The organism is Williamsia muralis, assembly GCF_051487485.1.
In the GTDB taxonomy this organism is placed as follows: domain Bacteria; phylum Actinomycetota; class Actinomycetes; order Mycobacteriales; family Mycobacteriaceae; genus Williamsia; species Williamsia muralis_B.
In genome coordinates, this window is the sequence record NZ_JAHVCV010000002.1 from 902,149 (window position 1) to 918,959 (window position 16,811).

Consider the following 16,811-nt stretch of genomic DNA (forward strand, 5'->3'; position numbering starts at 1 on the left):
CCGTGGTCGACATGCTCTACGAATACCGCTTCGACGTGGTGTCGTTTCTCGTCTCGCCCGCCCACGCGTACTTCGGTCGAGCGAAAGACGGACCTGCGGCCCACGTTGCCACTCAGACTCCCCACTCCGTCGAGATCGTGGCCGACAAGGGAATTCGCGGTGACCGCTTCTTCGGCGTCCGTGCCCATACCGAAGCAGCGGTGACCTTTCTGGCGCTCGAAGCGTGGGAGGCAGCGGCTGGTGGTGTCGATCCCGCCGTAGCCCGGCGCAACGTGATGGTGCGCGGACTCGAACTCGACCCGCTGCGCGCTGAGGAGTTCGAGATCGACTCCGGCGACGGCCCGGTTCGGTTCCGCGGCGGCCGACCCGCACATCCCTGTAGCTGGATGGATTCGATGGCCGGCGACGGCACCAGAAAGGCGCTCATCGGCCGGGGCGGATTGCGCGCGCAGCCATTGACCTCCGGCATTCTCACCACGGGCCCCGCGATCATCCGGTGCAACACAGAACTCGATCCGTCGCGGGCCGCAGATCAGGTGCGCCGGGCGCAACCGATCTGAGTGCGCGGCCATCCGGACGGTGCCGCCCCGAACATCACCCGAGACGTGCCAGACTTCGCGCATGACCGAGAGCAAACCCGACCTGGTCCTACTCCACGGCGTGACGATGTCCGGGTCCGCGTGGACCGACGTGATCCCACTGTTGTCGCAGGTTCACCGGGTACATGCGCCCACCGCACTCGGCCATCGCGGCGGTGCGCCGGCACCGGCCCGCCGACCGGTCACCCTCGGCGACATGGTCGACGATGCCGAGCGCATCCTCGACGATCTCGGCCTCGACCGACCACATCTGGCAGGCAACTCGATGGGCGGCTGGATGTCCATCGAATTGGCACGCCGCGGTCGCGCTGCAAGCGTCTGTGCGTTGTCTCCGGCAGGAATGTGGTCGATCGGGAGCGCAAGCCAGGATCACGCGGTTGCGCGGCTACGCCGCGAGGTCGCTCTGACAAAGGTCAGCAGGCCCATCGCCCCACTGGCACTAAAGCTCGCAGCCGTGCGGCGAATTGCCATGCGCGACATCGCCTGGCGCGCGGATCGACTCACACCTGCCGCGGCTCTCACTGCGGCAGATGACCTTCTGGGGTGCGCGGTGACCGTCGACCTCCTCGGTACCCGCGAGCACCTCGAACCGCTCGACCCCCTGCCGTGCCCGATCACTCTCGCATGGGGTCAGCACGACCGGATCTTCCCTGTCGACGTCAACGGCGCCATCGCGCGGGATCGCATTCCGCAGGCCACGTTCACGGTGCTGACCGGCGTCGGTCACGTTCCGATGATCGACGACCCGGCTCTCGTGGCCGACACCATCATCGGCACCACCGGTGCGGCCCGTTCGAATTGAAGGATCCGGCGCCGCACAGGCGCGCTACAACGTTGTCGCCATTCCCCCGTCCACCGGAATCACTGTGCCGGTGAGATAGGAGCCCGCCCGGCTCGCCAGGTAGACGACGGCGCCGACCATGTCGTCGGGCCGGCCGATCCGCCCCAACGGCGACGCGGCCTCGATCTCCGCGCGAAGGTCCTTGAGGATGGGCGCCATCATCCGCGACTCGAATGGTCCTGGCGCAATGGCGTTGACGGTCACGTGACGCTCGCTGAGATCGCGGGCGAGGTGACGCGTGAGCTGATGTACGGCGGCCTTGCTCGCCGAATAGGAGTAGGAAGCTGTGCGCGGCACGCGGATTCCGTCGATGCTGCCGATCATGATGACCCGCGAAGGATCGTCTGCGGTGGCCGTTCGCTCCAACATCGGAAGCAAGGCCTGCGTCAGGACAAACGGCGCCCGAACATTCAGATCCAAGACCCGGGACCATGCCGAGTCGGGGAACTCGTCGAGCGGAGCACCCCACGTGGCGCCGGCGTTGTTGACCAGGATGTCCAGACCGTCCACCCGGTCGGCAACCTTCTCGGCCAGTTCACGACAGCCGTCTGTGGTCGAAAGATCGGCTTGGATCGCCGTCAAGCCGTCAGCCTCGGCCGCTTCCAGAGCCGGCTGCTTTCGTCCTGCGATGACAACGCGTGCGCCGTGTTCGAGCAGTCCGTGGGCGATCATCGCCCCTATACCGCTGGTACCGCCGGTGACCAGCGCAGTCTTGCCTGCGACGTCAAATAGGTTGCGGCTCATGCCCTGAGTCACTTCAGTCATATCTTCAGGTTCTATCATCCGGGCGGGGCTCCACGTGCCGCTTCGAGCGCCCCGGTGTCAGCAACGGCTCAGGGTAGGACTGTCAGTCCCTGACTAGGTCCCACGATCGCGGATACCGTGGCGACCATGGAACTCGGATTGCATATCGCGGACTTCACCTACCCTGCCGGGCCGTCCGGACTGGCGGACGATCTGGTCACCATCGCGCAGACAGCTGAGGCGCAGGGGTTCGCCAAGCTCAGCGTGATGGACCATCTTTGGCAGATCGGACCCGTCGGCCCTGTCGACACCGACATGCTCGAGGCCTACACGGCGCTGGGCTACCTGGCCGCGGTGACCGAGAAGGTCGACCTCCTCGCCTGGGTGACGGCCACCGTCTATCGCGAGCCCGGACTGCTCGCAAAAGCGGTCACAACTCTTGATGTGCTGTCCAAGGGTCGGGCCTACCTGGGCATCGGCGCGGCTTGGAACGAAGAGGAATGCGTGGGCCTGGGTCTGCCGTTCCCGAGCACGGCCGAGCGGTTCGAGCGCCTCGAAGAGACCCTGCAGATCTGCCTTCAGATGTGGAGCGATGACAATGGGGCCTACGACGGCAAGCACTACCGTCTCGGAAGCACACTCAATGTGCCGCAAGCGTTGCGCAGGCCTCATCCGCCGATCCTGATCGGCGGCAGCGGAGAGAAGAAGACCCTGCGGATGGTCGCCCAGTATGCGCAGGCGTGCAACCTGTTCGGCGGACCCGATGTGGAACACAAGCTCAATGTGCTTCGCTCGCACTGTGAATCACTCAGCACCGACTATGACGCGATCGAGAAAACCGTCATGTTCCCTCTCGACCCGGGAGCAGAGGGCGCGAACGTCGACGAGCTGCTCGGGCAGCTCAAACCACTGGCAGATCTGGGTGTCACCCACGTTCACGGCTGGGTCCCGGGGGTTGCCGAAATCACCCCGCTGGAGATCCTCGGCGACCGCGTCATTCCGGTGATCGCAGACTGGTAGAGGTAGGGCGGGGGCCCGGTCTGGGTCGAAGACGTGCGAAAGGTCGATGTAGACAGAGGGTTTACTGAATCACCCGCAGGACTTTTGTTCGTCTGCAGGTGTTGCAGAGCCTGCAGATGAACACAAAGCCTGCGAGGATCCAGAACTTGTTTGACTCGAACCTGTGTTCGACAATGTCGGATTCTGTTGGTAGACTTGATGAAAGGGGTTCGAGGGCTGGGGGGCTTGTCGATGAGTGATTCGGTGACGGTGGATCCACCGCCAATGCCGGTGTTGGTGGGGTTGTATCGCGATCTTGATGTTCTGCTGCAGCGGATTGCTGGTGCGTCATCGACCGATGTTGATGATGTGCAGGTGGCCGAGTTGGTGCGGGTGAACGAGAGAGTTGTTCGGGCACTGACGTTTCAGGGCCTCAAGCGGTTGCAGGAGGTCAGTGATCGGGGCCTATTTCGTAAGGCTGGTCATTCGACGTTGCATCGGTTTGTGATGAGTGAGTTGCGGGTCTCTCGTGGTGATGCCTCGTCGCGGTTGAAAGCGCTTGATGCTGCCGGTGTGTTGTTGTCGATGCAGGGTGAGGCGTTGCCCCCGAAGTGCCCAGCCGCCGCCCAAGCCCTGGCCGAGGGTTCGATTGGGTTGGCGCACATGGATGTGTTGCTCAAAGTCCGCGACAAAATCCCGCACAAGTCGGCGCCGGAAGTGTATGACGTGGTCGATGCGTGGCTGACCGACAACGCCCGCACCCTGGGCCCCACCGAACTTGAAGTCTGCGGGCGGGAAGTCCTGGCGCGGGTCGATCCGGACGGGACACTCACCGACGACGCTGACCGCAAACGCAACCGGGGCTTGTCCGACGGGGCGCAGGGCTTGGACATGATGGCGAAAATTACTGGCCATCTCGACCCGGCAACGTTGGCTCTGTTTCGCACGGTGATGGATGTGTGGGCAGCACCCGGGATGAACAACCCGGATGATCCCAACTCACCCGTCGGCGCTATTGACGACCCTGGTGTGGACGCGCAGGTGATTGAGGCTGCCGCAGGGCGTGACACCCGGAGTAGAGCTCAGCGTCAGCACGATGCATTCAAGGCGATCTTGAAGACCATCCTGGAGTACAAACTGCTCGGTACTTCGCATCGTGGGTTGCCGGTGCAGGTGATCATCACGATGACCAAGCAACAGCTTGATGAGGCCGCGGGTATCGCCCACACCGCCTCCGGCGTTGACCTGCCGGTCAAGGACGCTCTCGAACTCGCCGCCCGCTCGGATTGGTCGTTGGCGGTGTTCGCCAACCATTCCGCTGACGTGCTCTACTTCGCACGGGCCAAACGCACCGCCCAACAAGGCCAACGGATGGCGTTGTTCGCCAAAGACCGAGGCTGTACCAGTCCGGGTTGTCGTAACCCGATCTCCTGGACCGAAATCCATCACACCACCGCCTGGGCCGACGGCGGACACACCGACATCGACGAACTCGCACCGGCGTGCATCCCGCACCACGCGATGATCGGCCCCGGCGAAGATCAATGGCAGACCATCATGCTCCGCGACGGACCCGACGCCGGCCGAGTCGCCTGGATCCCACCCACATACATCGACCCCGACCAACAACCCCGCATCAACCGGGCCCACCACACCGGCCACACCATCGAGGCGGCCTGGCAGAACATCATCGCCAAACGCCAAACGGCACTCAACGAACGCGAACAACGCATGCAGCTACAGCAACACAACCCGGCCGAGTTGACCGCGAACCTGGATGACACCGCCGAAGACTCGGCAGAACACGTCGAGGAATAGCGGCGCAGTCAAACGCAGGGCGTTTGTTCGTCTGCAGGTGTTGCAACACCTGCAGACAAACACAAAGCCTGCTTGGGCCAATTCCGAGCCCACTCGGGCGCGTCCCGCTACATCTGAACACCGCTGTCGTGCAGAACCTTACACGTCAACCGCCACTGCGACCGCGATCACCAAACGCTCGTCGACTATGCGAACATACCGTTCTCGTCGACGTCGCTCGGCGGTCGGCGGCGAGTCAGGCAAGCAAGTGCAATCCCGCACGCAGCAACGGTGACCGCGGCCAGCATCACTTCAGTGGTGGTGGGCTGGTGGCTGTCGAAGCCCGATGGGCTCGAGGTGCCGTAGGCGACCCAGCCGAAGCTGATGCCGGCGACGGGGAACAGTGTGGCTGGTCCCGCGACCGCGATAGTGCTGACAGGTGCGGTCGTGGGTAGACAAGCTGCGACCACGTGCGCGCCCGCGACGGGAACCACGAATGCGGCGACAATCCCCACGGCATCCCAGGGCGATCCGTCTATTGCAGTCATGAGTGTGCAGACGAGGAGCACGGCCATAGCGATCATGGGGTGTGCCCAGCGGCGTCCGGTCACGAGACCGCCGGCGATCAGAATCACGAAGACTAGAAGCATCGGCCATGATCCTTGCCATTTGGGCAAGCCAGCTGCAGCGGTTAACGTCGCGAGTATCGCCAGTAACACCAGACCGTTGCGGTGCGGCAACCACCACACGCCGACTATGATCACCGGCAGCAGAATTATGCCGTATGCCCATGTACCGCCCTCGATGTCGTCGCCGGACCCAACGGTGGCAATGAACCACCACCAGGACAACAACGCGACGACTGGCACGCCGATCCCGAGCGTCAAAGTGGGCCCCAGAGCAGAACGCTGCGTAGCCGATCGGCCGTTGTCGTCGGGGAATAGGGCGTGCGGAGGCCCAGTGAACCTGGCGGCCGCGAACAGAACGAGTGCGGCAACTACACCGACAACCAGCGGCCAGTCGGGGGGCGTGCCGGTTGGTGTGTAGGCGCCGGAGTACGTGACCGATGAGCGGTACTGCTCGAGTGGCCGGGCCAACCAAGCGCCGACCAAGGCACCAGCAAAGAGCCAAGTCTGCAACAACTCTCGGTTGTCTTCTTGCACTGCCAACGATCCCGTCGCAGCAATCAACAGTCCTGTGGCCACGGCGCTGAGGTAGCTTGCCCAATTCGCTGAGGTGCCAACAGCAGCCACGGCACCAAGGGCCACCAAGCCGGCGCCGCCGACGAAGAAGACAAGAGAGCGACCCATCAAGACACTGACGACAACCGCGACCACAGCGCACAACGCAAGACACGCGACGTCACCCTGATACAGCACTCGCCATGGATCTGACTCGAACACCGACTGTCCGCCACCGAGGCGGGTCAGGAGCACCACGACGGAGATGAACGCACCCACTGCCACCGCAGCCGAGACCAGCACCCTATTCACCATGCTGAACTCTCGATGTGTGCGCAGCAGTGTTGGTCTCGTGCCTGCAGCTCATATGCCGCAGTGTGTCAGAGGGGCCCCAGCTCGTAGGCGAGAGGGCCGTACCGGCACCCACCGGTCTCCGCGCGCCACGCGATCCACACCGGTTCGCCGACAGCTCTTTGGCGCGAGTTTGCCCAAACATGACGAACGCCTCACTCGCAGAGGGCATTATGAGACGGTTCAAACGCGCTCACACGAACTCAAGGGCAACATGAAAACACACAACCGACTTGGTTCAGCCATCACCGTGATGGCATTGGTCTCACTGGTACTCAGCGGCTGCTCGTCCTCGTCAGATGAGTCGGCAGCATCGTCAGAGTCAACAGCATCGTCGACGACAACGCCCCCAACGACTGTGGCCCCCTCCGAAGCCGCCGCATTCCAGAAAGTTCTCGACGACACCCGCAACCAGGCAGGTTTTCCCGGCGTCATCGCGCAAGTCGCCTCGCCCGACGGAACCTGGACCGGCACATCGGGAACCATCGGTCAGGGAAAGACCCAGGCGCCCACGGCGACCGACAAGACCCGCATCGGATCACTCACCAAGACGATGACCGCCACGGTGTTGCTGCAGTTGGTGCAAGAAGGCAAGCTCGCCCTCGATGACACCATCGGCAAGTACGTGCCGGGTATACCCAACGGCGATGTGGCGACCCTGCTGCAACTGTCCGACATGACCAGCGGCATCCCGAGCTACACGAAGTCCGACGCGATCGTGAACAAGTTCTTCGCGAATCCCGAATATGCCTGGCCTCCACAAGAACTGGTGGACGGCGTCAAGGGACTCCCGGCCGACTTCGCTCCGGGTCAGGGTTGGGAGTACTCGAACACCAATTATGTGCTCTTGGGCATGGTGATCGAGAAGGTGCTGGGCCGGCCGATTGCCGACGTGTTCGAGCAGCGACTGTTCGGACCACTGGGGATGGCCGACACCTCGTTCCCCGGCGGCTCCACCGAGATCGGCAATCCACACATGGACGGTTTGACGAACCAGAACCAGCCGCCCGGGCAGAACGTCGACTCCACCCGTTGGAACCCATCGTTCGCCTTCACCGCGGGCGCGGTCATCTCGACTCTCGACGACCTGAAGAAATGGGGCCACGCTCTGTTCACCGGTGAAGGTGTCCTCGACAGTTCGACGCAGCAGTTCCGGAGGGATTCGATCATCCGCGACATCCCTCCGAACACAGCGACCGCGGGGTACGGCATCGGGATCGGCGATCGGGGCGGCTGGTGGGGCCACGACGGCGACATCCCCGGATACAACAGCGTGCTGTTCCACAACTACGACTCCGACACCACGATCATCGTGCTGACCAACAGCGACAACACCTTCACTGTCGACGGCAAAGAGGCCTTTCCCGCTCCGGCAGTATCGGCGGGACTCCAGGCGGCGCTGGGCTGACGCTGCCCCGCAACCGGTCCGTTTGTGAACCATCGCGGGTGGGTAAAGGCTCTTCGCCTATGACAGCACCGGAAAGGACGCCATGAGCAACCCCAATTACGATGCAGCCCCACCCGCGACGACCACCACCACTGCCCCCGCGTCCGGCAGCGGCCGCAAGATCTCCACGATTCTCGGGCTCATCCTCGCTGCGCTCCTGGTGATCGCACTGATCGTCTTCGTAACGCAGAACACCGAACAGGTACACATCGAGTTCTTCGGACTCAACCTCGACATGGCACAAGGTGTTGCCCTGCTCCTCGCGGCCGTGGTCGGTTTCCTCATCGCGCTGCTCGGCAGCGGCATCCTGCGGCTGCGACGCAAGGTGCGCGACCGCCACCGCTGAGACTTGACCATCGTTGGACGAGGGTGACCAGACACCCACAGCACCCGCCGCTAAGCTCGGCAAGATGACAGTGCGGGCAGGAATCGTGGTGACCGGTACCGAAGTCCTCACCGGCCGGGTCACCGACCAGAACGGCCCGTGGGTCGCTCAGCATCTCCTCGATCTCGGTGTCGACGTCGCACACATCACCGTGTGCGGCGACCGCCCGGATGACCTCACTGCCCAGCTGCAGTTCCTGGCCGACCAGCGCGTGGACCTCATCGTCACCACCGGTGGCCTCGGCCCGACCGCTGACGACCTCACCGTTGCAACGGTGGCCGCGTTCTGCGGACGCGAACTGCACCTCGAGGCCGAACTCGAGCAGCACATAGATGCCATCGTGCAGCGGTGGCGCGGACGATTGACATCTGCGCCGGACGCTGCGCCACTGCGTGCGGGCATCCAAAAGCAGGCGATGGTTCCCGAAGGCGCAGAATCCATTCCGCCTACCGGCACCGCACCCGGAGTGGCCATCGCCGCCGAGGTGGTCGATTCCGTCCCGGTTCGGCCCGCCATCCTGGTGTTGCCGGGGCCGCCCCGCGAATTGCAGGTAATGTGGCCGACGGCGCTCGAGACCGCACCGGTGATCGAAGCCCTGGCGGGACGGTCGGAGTTCAATCAGTCGACGATCTTCGCGTACGGGTTGTCGGAAGCCGACCTGGCAGCAACCCTGCGGACCGTCGAGCACGAGATCAGCGGCTTCGATGATCTGGAGATCACCACCTGCCTTCGGCTCGGCGAGCTCGAGATGGTGACTCGCTACCCAGAGTCGGCTGCGGGGGCGTACTCCCGATTGGCAGAGCAGATCACCGCCCGTCATGGAGACCGGATCTTCTCGACCGACGGGTCGACCATCGACGATCTGGTGGCGGCAGCACTCGCCGGCCGCCGTATCGCCACAGCAGAGTCATGCACTGGCGGCCTCGTCGCGGCACGACTCACCGAACGGCCCGGATCATCGGCATATGTGATGGGCGGCGTCGTCTCGTACGCGAACGACGTGAAATCCGGCCTTCTCGACGTCCCCGCGGAGATGATCGCCGAGCACGGAGCCGTCAGTGAAGAGGTCGCCGCACGGATGGCCGAGGGTGCGCTGAGCCGGGTCGGCGCTGACGTGGCGGTGTCCACAACCGGGATCGCCGGGCCCGGCGGTGGATCCGAACTCAAACCGGTGGGCACGGTTTGCTTCGGGGTCGCGGTGACTGGTCAGCCGACCGTCACGAAGACTCGACGCCTACCCGGCGATCGGACGAGTGTGCGGGCACTGTCCACCACCGTTGCCATGCACCTGCTCGCGGAAGTCTTGGACGCAGCCGAACGGGTGTGACTCGACTGCGCTCTGACCCGTTTGCATCACGCAACCAGATATAGCTTCTGAGCGGACCAGGCGATATCACCGTCCCCGCCGACAAATCGCATTTTGCTGCCTGCACACAACCACTTCGTTTACGGTCGCGACAGAAGTCGGCCGCGATACGTCAAGAAGGTGATTGTGCAATGGGATTCACCACGCCTACTCTCCTCAGTCTCGAGATGGACGAGTGGAGCCGCGGGACCCGTGCGGAGAAGATCCGCCCGATGGCCCGCCATTGGGCGGAGGTCGGCTTCGGCACACCCGTTGTGCTGCACCTCTTCTACGTGGTGAAGATCCTTCTGTACATCGTGGTGGGCGGACTGATCGCCGGGTCGACGTCCGGCCTCGGCGGCGTCACGCAGATCAGCAGCTGGTGGGACGAGCCCATCGTCTTCCAGAAGATCGTGATCTACACCCTGCTCTTCGAGGTGCTCGGGCTCGGCTGCGGATTCGGCCCACTCAACAATCGGTACTCGCCCCCGATGGGGTCGGCGCTCTATTGGCTGCGACCGAACACCATTCGACTGCCGCCGTGGCCTCGGGTGATCCCATTCACCGCCGGCAGCAACCGAACTCCCGTCGATGTACTGCTCTACGCGTTGCTCCTCGTGACGTGCGTGCTCGCTTTGATCTCAGGCGGTGATGGACCGGCGCCCGATCTCGGCAGCGATATCGGACCGCTCCCCCTCTGGATACCGATCGCCGTGCTGGTCGCGCTAGCGCTGATCGGGCTGCGGGACAAGACGGTTTTCCTCGCAGCTCGCGGCGAGGTCTACGGCGCCCTGGTCGTGACTTTCCTCCTCACAGGCGCTGACATGATCCTTGCCGCGAAGATCGTCTTCGTCATCATCTGGATGGGTGCGGCCACTTCCAAACTCAACAAGCACTTCCCGTTTGTGGTGCCCACGATGATGTCGAACAACCCGATCGTGCGACCACAGAGGATCAAGCGAAAGTTCTTCGAGCACTTCCCCGATGACCTGCGCCCTGGCCGCCTCTCACGTGTGGTGGCGCACGGTGCCACGGTGATCGAGATGGGTGTGCCCCTGATCCTCTTTTTCTCACACGGTGGCTGGTCCACTGCCATCGCGGCCACCGCGATGGTGGTCTTCCATCTCGGCATTCTCAGTGCCATTCCGATGGGCGTGCCGCTGGAGTGGAACGTTTTCATGATCTTCGGCGTGCTGTTCCTGTTCGTCGGCCACGCCGACGTCGCGCCCTCCGACGCCGACCATCTCTGGCTGGTTCTCGCACTCACCGGTGTGAGCGCGGCCGTCGTGGTGGCGGGCAACCTCTTTCCCGGCAAGATCTCGTTCCTGCCGGGAATGCGTTACTACGCAGGAAATTGGGACACCACACTGTGGTGCATCACGCCCTCCGGCTCGGCCAAGATCGAGGCGGGCATCGTCTCGATCGCCAGCATGCCTGCCGCACAACTCGAGCGCGTCTACGGCAAGGAACGCCTGGAGATCCCGTTGTATCTCGGCTACGCCTTCCGCGCGATGAACACCCACGGCCGGGCCCTGTTCACCCTGGCGCATCGGGCGATGACCGGACGCAACGAGTCGGACTACCTGCTCACGGACGGGGAACGCATCTGCAGCACGGCGCTCGGATGGAACTTCGGTGACGGCCACCTCCACAGCGAACAGCTCATCGCAGCGCTACAGGAGAGGTGTCATTTCGAACCCGGCGAGGTACGGATCGTGCTGCTCGAAGCCCAACCGATCCACCGCGGAACCCAGCAGTACCGGCTCGTCGACGCAGCCACCGGGGAGTTCGAGCGCGGCGAGGTGCGAGTGGCCGACATGGTGACCCGTCAGCCGTGGGACGACGACGTACCGGTGCACGTGCATTCGGCAGTCGCACCCTGAATACTGTGCGCGCTCAGCGGTATCCGTTGCCCAGATCAGCACTGAACTCCTGTGCCACCGATACCAGGAACCCGGCGGTGTCGGCAGCAAATGACTCCGCCGTGGCACGCGCCGACGATGTCGAGCAGGCCAGCGCCCCGACCACCGATCCACCGGCGTCGCGAACCGGTGCGGCCAGTGAGATGAGGCCCACCTCCAGTTCCTGCTCGGTCAGCGCATAACCCTGCTCCCGCACCTTGGCCAGCTCTCGGTGGAGCTCTTCACCCGAGGTCACCGTCGCCGGCGTCAGGGCATGCGCAAAATCCGTCTTCTCGATCACCGAGCGGACCACACCGGCCGGAGCCCAGGCCAGCAACACCCGACCCATCGATGTGGCGTATGCCGGGATCCGGGTACCCACCGACACGTTGATGCTCATGATCCGGCGCACCGGAACGCGCGCTGCATACACAACTTCGGCTCCGTCGAGCACGCCGAGCGACGCCGACTCGTGAACGGTCTCGACGATCTTGAGCAGATGCGGCATTGCAGTATCGGCAAGCGAATGCGACGCGGTGTAGTGCTGGCCGATGCTCAGGACGCGCGGGGTGAGCGACCATCGGCCGTCACCACCCGATACGTAACCGAGCCGCTGCAGTGTCAGCAGTATGCGACGTACCGCGGGCCGGGAAAGCGAAGTGGCTGCGGCCAGTTCCGCCAACGTCGGGTTGGGACGATCAGCGTTGAAGGCCAGAAGGACCGCAAAGCCGCGTTCGATGCTCTGGATGTGGTCCCGGTCCCGCTCGGCCCCGACGTCGGTCACCATTGCCCCCTCGATAGTCGCGGTTCAACCGTACGCAATGCGGGCAGTTGGTGGCCGGTCAGGTTGTGCGTTCGAAGACAGCAGCAAGACCCTGCCCACCACCGATACACATGGTCTCCAGGGCATACCGGCCCTCTCGACGGTCCAGTTCGCGCAGCAGGGTCGCCAGGATCCGCGCACCCGTGGCCCCGACCGGATGACCCAGCGAGATGCCTGACCCGTGTGGATTGAGTCGCGCATCGTCGGCGTCGATCCCCCATGCCTGCAGAACGGCCAGCACCTGCGCCGCAAAGGCCTCGTTCAGCTCGATCACGTCCATGTCCCCGAGTGTGAGATCCATTCGACCCAGCACCTTTTCGACCGCGCCCACGGGTCCGAAACCCATCCGCCCCGGTTCCACGCCGGTTGTCGCCCATCCGGCCAACCGGGCGAGCGGACGCAGTCCGAGCTCCGCCGCCTTCTCAGGGGTCGTCACCACACAGGCTGCGGCACCGTCGTTCTGGCCACTGGCGTTCCCGGCAGTCACCGTCGCATTGGTATCGACTGCACTCCGGATCGGCCGCAAAGCCGCCAGTGACTCGACCGTGGTGTCTGCACGTGGGTGCTCATCCCGCTCGACCACCACAGCGGCGCCCCGCCGTTGCGGCACCTCGACGCCGACGATCTCTTCTGCGAACACACCGCTGTCCTGCGCGGCAACGGCCCGTCGATGCGATTGGACGGCCAACGCATCCTGGTCGGCGCGGCTGATGCCGAACTCGGCCCGCAGGTTCTCTGCGGTCTCGATCATCCCGCCCGGGACAGGGAAGTTGGCGCCACCGGCAGTGACACGGGCACGCGCAAGGCGATCGGCGAGTTCCACCCCGGTGCCCTTGACACCCCATCGGATCGAATCGGTATAGAACTCTGCCTGGCTCATCGATTCGGTACCACCGGCGATCACCACGTCACCGGCCCCGGTCATCACCTGCATGCACGCCACAAGTACTGCCTGCAAGCCTGATCCGCACCGGCGATCCACCTGCATGCCGGGCACCGAGATTCCCAGGCCGGCGTCGAGAGCCGCGACCCGGCCGATCGCCGGAGCCTCCCCACCCGGCGTCGCCTGACCCAGGATCACGTCGTCGATCTGATCGCCGGATATCCCCGTACGCTGCAGCAACTCCCGGATGAGAGTCGACGCCAACGTCTGCGGTGGAACATCTTTCAGTGAGCCACCGAAACGTCCGACGGGTGTGCGCAACGGTTCACAGATGACAGCGTCTGGCATGGGTGGCTCCTGAATCGGTCTGCGGGAGTGGGGTTTGCGGGAGTTCGGTCCCGGGCGGTCAATTCACCGGGAGTTCGGGGTTCGGGCGAGGTCGGCCGTGATCTCCGCGGCCGTCGACTGTAGCTGCGGGAGCAGATCAGCGTGGACGGCGTCGACGCTGTATCGAGCCGACTGGGTCGATATGTTGATGGCTGCGACCACCGCTCCGTCACGTCCGTGCACCGGCGCGGCGAGTGAGCGCAATCCCAGTTCGAGTTCCTCGTCGACGATGCAATAACCGTCGCGGCGGACCCGGTCGATCTCGTCGCGGAGTTCGCGCACAGTGGTTTTGGTGTGTTCGGTCAGTGCCACGGGCGAGACCCTGGCGAGGTGCTCGTCCAGCTCGTGGTCGTTCAGACCCGCCAGTAGCACGCGCCCCATCGACGTCGCGTATGCCGGAAACCGGGTGCCGATGGTGATGGAGACCGCCATGATGCGGCTCACCGGAACACGTGCGACGTAGACGATGTCGTCGCCGTCGAGAATCGACACCGAGGCAGACTCATGCACTTTCGCGGCGAGAGCCTCCAGGTGCGGGCCGGCCAGTTCCGGGAGAGACAGACTCGACAGGTAGCTGTACCCCAGGTCGAGAACGCGTGGTGTGAGCCAGAAGGCGTTACCGTCCGAGCGCACATAGCCGAGGTCGACAAGGGTGAGGAGAAACCTGCGCGCCGCCGGCCGGGACAGTCCGGTTGCCGTCGCGACCTCGCTGACCGTCTGCCTCGGGTGGTCGGCATCGAATGCCCGGATCACCGCCAGCCCTCGGGCCAGTGACTGGACATGATCGCCGGGAGTGGGTGTCATGCGCCCACGATATGAGCCCGGAGCAGAGCCGAGACCTCTGTTGCCCGTTCCAGGTTCACCAGGTGGGCGCCGGGGTCGAGCACCTCGAACCGGGCCCCGGTGATGCCATCGGCCAGGATCTGCACCGTGTCCGGTGGGGTGGACGGGTCTTGCGTTCCCGCGATGGTCAGGGTGCGCGCCGAGATCGCCGTCAGATCGGCACGCGAATCCCAGTCCGCGAGAGCTTCGCAGCATGCGGCGTACCCCTCGTCGTCGGTGCCTCGCACCATGGCGACCGCCTTGTCGACAACGTCTGGATGCGACTCGGCAAAATCGGCCGTGAACCACCGTCCGACAACAGCGTCGGTGATCGCGCCTGTCCCCTGTGCCCGCACGGTTGCCGCCCGTTCGACCCAACCCGCCGGTTCCCCGAATTTTGCAGCGGTACACAGCAGCGACAATCCGGCCACCCGATCTGCGGCCGTTATCGAGATATGCTGCGCCACTGCGCCGCCGAGCGACAACCCGACCACGTGAAACCGCTCGACACCGAGGGTGTCGAGGGTCGACAGCACGTCGGCGGCGAGGTCGTCCACCGAATACGGCCCCGGCGGAGTCGGTGAATCCCCATGTCCACGAGGATCAAAGGCGATCACGCGCAGCCCGCCATCGGCAAGCGCTTTGATCTGCGGGTCCCACATGGAGCGGTTCGAGCCCAGCGACCCCAGGAGCACCACCGTGTCCCGACCGTCCTGCGCCCCGGCCACCGTGCGCGCGAGATCAACTGACATGCACAACCCTCCTCGTTGATGTGTACACATAGCTGTACGTACTGCGTACGACTGTACTTGTAGCGTACACGACGCTATCGTTGCATCATGCTCGACAAAGTCATCAGCACAGCAGCGGCCGCGGTCGCCGACATACCCGACGGCGCGTCCGTCGCCGTAGGCGGGTTCGGCCTGGTCGGCGTACCCGAGGTACTCATCCGCGCCGTCCTTAATCAAGGTGCGACCAACCTGGAGACGGTCAGCAACAATTGCGGCACCAACGGATTCGGCTTGGGAATGCTGCTCGCCGAACACCGGATCCGCAGGACCATCTCCTCATACGTCGGGTCGAACGAAGAGTTCGCCCGGCAATATCTGTCCGGTGAACTCGAGGTCGAATTGACCCCACAGGGCACACTGGCCGAGCGGATGCGCGCCGGCGGCGCAGGGATACCGGCGTTCTTCACCCCCGCGGGAGTCGGGACACCGGTCGCCGACGGTGGTCTGCCCTTGCGATACGACGGAACCGGCGGCGTCCTCACGGCCAGTCCGCCAAAGGAGACCCGCGAGTTCGACGGCACCACATACGTTCTCGAACACGGCATCGTCACCGACTTCGCCCTCGTGCACGCATGGAAGGGCGACCGCCACGGCAACCTGGTCTACCGCCGGAGTGCCCGCAACTTCAATCCCCCGGCCGCAACCGCAGGACGAATCACCATCGCCCAGGTCGAGGAACTCGTCGAACCAGGCGAGATCGACCCCGACGCGGTACACACCCCCGGCATCCACGTGCAACGTGTGGTGCACGTCGGCAAGGTCAAGGTAGGCATCGAGAAGAGGACGGTACGCCCATGAGCTGGACACGCGAAGAGATGGCCGCACGCGTGGCAGACGAACTCGAGAACGGGCAATACGTCAACCTCGGCATCGGCATGCCCACGTTGGTCCCCAACTTCATCTCACCCGGCATCTCGGTCGAGTTGCATTCGGAGAACGGAGTTCTCGGAGTCGGGCCCTACCCCACCGAGCACGAACTCGACCCCGAACTCATCAACGCCGGCAAAGAGACGATCACCGTCAACCCCGGCGCCTCGTACTTCGACTCCGCCGCCTCGTTCGGCATGATCCGCGGCGGCCATGTCGACGTCGCGGTACTCGGCGCAATGCAGGTCAGCGCCACCGGCGATCTGGCCAACTGGATGGTCCCGGGTCAGATGGTCAAGGGGATGGGAGGCGCCATGGACCTGGTCCACGGTGCCCGCAAGGTCATCGTCATGATGGAGCACATCACCCGCAAAGGCGCCCCCAAAATCCTCGAGCAATGCACGCTGCCCCTCACCGGCAAGGCGTGTGTCCAGCGCATCATCACCGACCTCGCCGTTCTCGACATCACCGACAACGGACTGCGTTTGGTGCAACTGGCACCCGGCGTGGGTATCGACGAACTCCTCGACAAGACCGGGGCAACAATCCTCGTCGACAGCGTCGTGTGAGCATGTGGGTGTGGTTGCAGACCACCCCTCGCACAACGCAATTAAGCCACATCAGCCGGTGGTGAACCGACCGATGTGG

16 protein-coding genes are annotated in these 16,811 nt (G+C 64.3%); 10 read left to right on the forward strand and 6 right to left on the reverse strand.

The features are described from left to right. Positions 1-11: 11 nt before the first annotated feature. Positions 12-560, forward strand: a complete 549-nt coding sequence (locus tag KXR83_RS07630) for a molybdenum cofactor biosysynthesis protein (RefSeq protein ID WP_437424303.1) — start codon at positions 12-14, stop codon at positions 558-560. 61 nt (positions 561-621) lie between these two features. Next, entirely contained in the window at positions 622-1,401 is a 780-nt protein-coding gene (locus KXR83_RS07635; RefSeq protein ID WP_437424304.1) for an alpha/beta fold hydrolase, read from the forward strand. Positions 1,402-1,425: 24 nt separating this feature from the next. Here KXR83_RS07635 and KXR83_RS07640 read toward each other — a convergent pair whose 3' ends face one another. Then, entirely contained in the window at positions 1,426-2,205 is a 780-nt protein-coding gene (locus tag KXR83_RS07640) for an SDR family oxidoreductase (protein WP_437424305.1), read from the reverse strand. 126 nt (positions 2,206-2,331) lie between these two features. Between KXR83_RS07640 and KXR83_RS07645 the strand changes: the two genes are divergently transcribed. Together KXR83_RS07645 and KXR83_RS07650 are read left to right on the forward strand one after the other, a co-directional pair. Further along, positions 2,332-3,204, forward strand: a complete 873-nt coding sequence (locus KXR83_RS07645) for an LLM class F420-dependent oxidoreductase (protein WP_437424306.1) — start codon at positions 2,332-2,334, stop codon at positions 3,202-3,204. 231 nt (positions 3,205-3,435) lie between these two features. Beyond that, on the forward strand, positions 3,436-5,001 hold the full coding sequence (locus tag KXR83_RS07650) for a DUF222 domain-containing protein (protein WP_437424307.1): 1,566 nt from the start codon (positions 3,436-3,438) through the stop codon (positions 4,999-5,001). A gap of 185 nt (positions 5,002-5,186) precedes the next feature. Here the strand turns inward: KXR83_RS07650 and KXR83_RS07655 are convergent, their stop codons facing one another. Further along, positions 5,187-6,476, reverse strand: a complete 1,290-nt coding sequence (locus tag KXR83_RS07655; protein WP_437424308.1) for a hypothetical protein — start codon at positions 6,474-6,476, stop codon at positions 5,187-5,189. A 250-nt stretch (positions 6,477-6,726) separates the two neighbouring features. Here KXR83_RS07655 and KXR83_RS07660 point away from each other — a divergent pair, with 250 nt between their 5' ends. From KXR83_RS07660 to KXR83_RS07675, 4 genes are all read left to right on the forward strand, one after another. Next, a complete protein-coding gene (locus KXR83_RS07660; protein WP_437424309.1) occupies positions 6,727-7,920 on the forward strand; it encodes a serine hydrolase domain-containing protein in 1,194 nt (397 codons plus the stop codon). A gap of 82 nt (positions 7,921-8,002) precedes the next feature. Further along, a complete protein-coding gene (locus tag KXR83_RS07665) occupies positions 8,003-8,305 on the forward strand; it encodes a lipopolysaccharide assembly protein LapA domain-containing protein (protein ID WP_116917341.1) in 303 nt (100 codons plus the stop codon). A 64-nt stretch (positions 8,306-8,369) separates the two neighbouring features. Next, entirely contained in the window at positions 8,370-9,671 is a 1,302-nt protein-coding gene (locus KXR83_RS07670) for a competence/damage-inducible protein A (RefSeq protein WP_437424310.1), read from the forward strand. Positions 9,672-9,841: 170 nt separating this feature from the next. Further along, the gene (locus tag KXR83_RS07675) at positions 9,842-11,572 is read left to right on the forward strand and encodes a DUF3556 domain-containing protein (RefSeq protein ID WP_437424311.1); all 1,731 of its coding nucleotides are present in this window, start codon (positions 9,842-9,844) and stop codon (positions 11,570-11,572) included. 13 nt (positions 11,573-11,585) lie between these two features. On the opposite strand, the gene KXR83_RS07680 is transcribed toward KXR83_RS07675, so the two are convergent. The 4 genes from KXR83_RS07680 to pcaD all read right to left on the reverse strand — a co-directional run bounded on the left by KXR83_RS07680 (position 11,586) and on the right by pcaD (position 15,257). Beyond that, positions 11,586-12,377, reverse strand: coding sequence for an IclR family transcriptional regulator domain-containing protein (locus KXR83_RS07680; RefSeq protein WP_437424312.1), 792 nt, complete (start codon positions 12,375-12,377; stop codon positions 11,586-11,588). A 55-nt stretch (positions 12,378-12,432) separates the two neighbouring features. Continuing rightward, the gene (locus KXR83_RS07685) at positions 12,433-13,644 is read right to left on the reverse strand and encodes an acetyl-CoA C-acetyltransferase (RefSeq protein WP_437424313.1); all 1,212 of its coding nucleotides are present in this window, start codon (positions 13,642-13,644) and stop codon (positions 12,433-12,435) included. A gap of 63 nt (positions 13,645-13,707) precedes the next feature. Continuing rightward, positions 13,708-14,487, reverse strand: a complete 780-nt coding sequence (locus tag KXR83_RS07690) for an IclR family transcriptional regulator (RefSeq protein WP_437424314.1) — start codon at positions 14,485-14,487, stop codon at positions 13,708-13,710. Further along, positions 14,484-15,257: a 3-oxoadipate enol-lactonase gene (pcaD, locus tag KXR83_RS07695; protein WP_437424315.1), complete on the reverse strand. Its 774-nt coding sequence runs from the start codon at positions 15,255-15,257 to the stop codon at positions 14,484-14,486. The genes KXR83_RS07690 and pcaD overlap by 4 nt, the downstream gene beginning before the upstream one ends. 87 nt (positions 15,258-15,344) lie before the next feature. Between pcaD and KXR83_RS07700 the strand changes: the two genes are divergently transcribed. Next, positions 15,345-16,094, forward strand: a complete 750-nt coding sequence (locus tag KXR83_RS07700; RefSeq protein ID WP_437424316.1) for a CoA transferase subunit A — start codon at positions 15,345-15,347, stop codon at positions 16,092-16,094. Continuing rightward, positions 16,091-16,732, forward strand: coding sequence for a CoA transferase subunit B (locus tag KXR83_RS07705; protein ID WP_437424317.1), 642 nt, complete (start codon positions 16,091-16,093; stop codon positions 16,730-16,732). Before KXR83_RS07700 ends, KXR83_RS07705 begins: the two co-directional genes overlap by 4 nt. Positions 16,733-16,811: the final 79 nt, after the last annotated feature.

What these genes read in the sequence shown, in the direction of transcription:
- KXR83_RS07630 (WP_437424303.1), top strand. Translation starts at nt 12, where the DNA reads ATGCTCTACGAATACCGCTTCGACGTGGTGTCGTTTCTCGTCTCGCCC.
- KXR83_RS07635 (WP_437424304.1), top strand. Translation starts at nt 622, where the DNA reads ATGACCGAGAGCAAACCCGACCTGGTCCTACTCCACGGCGTGACGATG.
- KXR83_RS07640 (WP_437424305.1), bottom strand. Translation starts at nt 2,205, where the DNA reads ATGACTGAAGTGACTCAGGGCATGAGCCGCAACCTATTTGACGTCGCA.
- KXR83_RS07645 (WP_437424306.1), top strand. Translation starts at nt 2,332, where the DNA reads ATGGAACTCGGATTGCATATCGCGGACTTCACCTACCCTGCCGGGCCG.
- KXR83_RS07650 (WP_437424307.1), top strand. Translation starts at nt 3,436, where the DNA reads ATGAGTGATTCGGTGACGGTGGATCCACCGCCAATGCCGGTGTTGGTG.
- KXR83_RS07655 (WP_437424308.1), bottom strand. Translation starts at nt 6,476, where the DNA reads ATGGTGAATAGGGTGCTGGTCTCGGCTGCGGTGGCAGTGGGTGCGTTC.
- KXR83_RS07660 (WP_437424309.1), top strand. Translation starts at nt 6,727, where the DNA reads ATGAAAACACACAACCGACTTGGTTCAGCCATCACCGTGATGGCATTG.
- KXR83_RS07665 (WP_116917341.1), top strand. Translation starts at nt 8,003, where the DNA reads ATGAGCAACCCCAATTACGATGCAGCCCCACCCGCGACGACCACCACC.
- KXR83_RS07670 (WP_437424310.1), top strand. Translation starts at nt 8,370, where the DNA reads ATGACAGTGCGGGCAGGAATCGTGGTGACCGGTACCGAAGTCCTCACC.
- KXR83_RS07675 (WP_437424311.1), top strand. Translation starts at nt 9,842, where the DNA reads ATGGGATTCACCACGCCTACTCTCCTCAGTCTCGAGATGGACGAGTGG.
- KXR83_RS07680 (WP_437424312.1), bottom strand. Translation starts at nt 12,377, where the DNA reads ATGGTGACCGACGTCGGGGCCGAGCGGGACCGGGACCACATCCAGAGC.
- KXR83_RS07685 (WP_437424313.1), bottom strand. Translation starts at nt 13,644, where the DNA reads ATGCCAGACGCTGTCATCTGTGAACCGTTGCGCACACCCGTCGGACGT.
- KXR83_RS07690 (WP_437424314.1), bottom strand. Translation starts at nt 14,487, where the DNA reads ATGACACCCACTCCCGGCGATCATGTCCAGTCACTGGCCCGAGGGCTG.
- pcaD (WP_437424315.1), bottom strand. Translation starts at nt 15,257, where the DNA reads ATGTCAGTTGATCTCGCGCGCACGGTGGCCGGGGCGCAGGACGGTCGG.
- KXR83_RS07700 (WP_437424316.1), top strand. Translation starts at nt 15,345, where the DNA reads ATGCTCGACAAAGTCATCAGCACAGCAGCGGCCGCGGTCGCCGACATA.
- KXR83_RS07705 (WP_437424317.1), top strand. Translation starts at nt 16,091, where the DNA reads ATGAGCTGGACACGCGAAGAGATGGCCGCACGCGTGGCAGACGAACTC.